Origin of the sequence: Oceanispirochaeta sp. M1, from assembly GCF_003346715.1 — a bacterium.
GTDB lineage: Bacteria > Spirochaetota > Spirochaetia > DSM-2461 > DSM-2461 > Oceanispirochaeta.
Window position 1 is genome coordinate 1 of the sequence record NZ_QQPQ01000110.1, and the last position, 2,057, is coordinate 2,057.

The 2,057-nt window shown below is 37.7% G+C and carries 2 protein-coding genes; both read left to right on the forward strand.

The window, feature by feature from the left end:
* Nucleotides 1-149: 149 nt before the first annotated feature.
* On the forward strand, nucleotides 150-1,388 hold the full coding sequence (locus tag DV872_RS25965; RefSeq protein WP_114632883.1) for an ABC transporter substrate-binding protein: 1,239 nt from the start codon (nucleotides 150-152) through the stop codon (nucleotides 1,386-1,388).
* A gap of 2 nt (nucleotides 1,389-1,390) precedes the next feature.
* The coding region (locus DV872_RS25970; RefSeq protein ID WP_147283281.1) for a hypothetical protein at nucleotides 1,391-2,057 on the forward strand (667 nt) is incomplete at its 3' end.

The following is a 2,057-nucleotide window of genomic DNA, read 5'->3' on the forward strand; positions in this document are numbered from 1 at the left end:
AATAATTATGGAAAATCAACTGTTTCTGGCAGAAGATTATATCAATAGGATATTGGATAAATTGATGGAATCTTTACCGGATTCTTTGAGAGGATTTATATGGCAAAATTAACTGCGAAAGTTGAGTCAATTAGTATTTGGGGGTTCAAATGAAAAAAATGATGTTATTTGTAAGTCTTGTTATTCTACAGCTCTTTTTTTACACTCATATTGTGTTTGCAGGCTCTGGTGGGGTTCTCAATATTTACATTGATGCGGACAGGACTGGTGCTAAGGCTTCCGGTATATCAATAGAACAGGGGGTCAGGCTTGCTCTTTCCGAGATAAATAATAAGATTAATGATTATAAAATTGAGCTTGTTATTAGAGACCATCACGGTAGTTCCAGACGAAGTGCACTGCATCTTAAGGAATTTGTCAATGATCCGAATGGACTGGCTGTATTCAGCGGTCTTCATTCTCCTCCGGTTCTTTCAAATCTCGACTATATGAATGAAAAGGAGATTCTTCTACTGGATCCATGGGCTGCAGCCGGTCCAATAACCAGAACAACTGACAGCAGCGGGAGAAACTGGATTTTCAGATTATCAGTGGATGATACCAGAGCAGGGGAAATTATCACTGCTTATGCTGTAGATAAGGAAGGGTTTAAAAAACCTGCTCTACTACTTGAGGATACCCCATGGGGACGGTCCAATGAATCCTCTATGATAACTGCATTGGAAAAAAGAGGTCTGGCACCTCTTGGTATAATCTGGTTTAACTGGAACATCGGTGAAAATGGAGCCAGAGAAATTCTTACTGAAATATATTCCAAAGAGGTGGATGTTATTTTCATGGTTGCAAATGCGCCGGAAGGAATTACATTTATAAAAGCTATGGCAGAAAGAGATATTAAAGAAAGATTGCCAATCCGGAGTCATTGGGGAATAACAGGTGGTAGTTTTTTTGAAACACTTGGACCGGAAGTGCTTGTTGATATTGTAGATCTTAGATTCATTCAAACATCATTTTCCTTTTTGGATCTGGAACAATCCCCTTTTTCTATTGATGTATTCAACCGGGCTTCATTGATGTTTCCTGAGATTATTGAACCGGAAGATATAAAGGCGCCATGCGGTTTTATTCATAGTTATGATTTAACAAGAATATTAATTTCTGCTTTAAATCAGATAGAGATTTCGGAGGACATAATCAGAACCAGGAGGCTTCTTAGGGATGCACTTGAAAACATAACAACTCCTGTACAAGGGTTGGTAAAAATCTATACAAAGCCTTTTCGTGAATATTCAGAAGAGGATAGTTTTGCCCACGAAGCCCTGGGGTTACAGGATTTAAAGATGGCGGAATATACCAAAAAAGGCGGTATCAGGCTGGTGGATGAATAATCATGAAACGAAAATGGAGACTCAACAGTATAGCGGGCCGAACCTGGCTCTATAGTTTTTTCAGTTTTGGGGTCGCGATGATCATTCTTGTACTTCTGTTTCTCGGGATTACTGAAAGGCAGATAAGAACCCTTGTAGAAAGTGATAACGAGGAACGGATACAGATAATTGTCAGGGCATTTGATCAGAGCATTGAAGTTTATTTAAATGACCTTAACCATACTGCCGGGTCAGCTACATTAGTAAATGCTGTAATGGATCCTGATAATACAGGATATTACCTGCCGGATTTTATGGAGGATATGAATATTCACAACATTTCCGGAGATTTTCTTCTGTTGGCTTTTGACGGTATGGTTATATACAGTACAGATACTTCTTATAAATTTGGTGAAAATTTGCCATATTTTCCTGAACTAATCGATAAAACAAAAAATGATAACTGGATTCAGTTCCAGGATAAAGATAGGAATGTGGTCTTTGTTAGTGATATAAAATACAATAATCTAATAGAAGGATATTTGATTTTTAACTCAAGTTTTTCTGATATTTTTAAATCTAATTCTTATCTTTTTGACCTAGACGGAAAGGACAGGTTTTTCTGCGCTTTATATAAGGATTCAATTCTGGCAGGCCCTGAAAAGCTGAGTCAGGATTCTATATCTTCTG

Excerpts from the sequence above, each read along its gene's own strand:
- DV872_RS25965 (WP_114632883.1), top strand. The coding sequence starts at position 150 with ATGAAAAAAATGATGTTATTTGTAAGTCTTGTTATTCTACAGCTCTTT.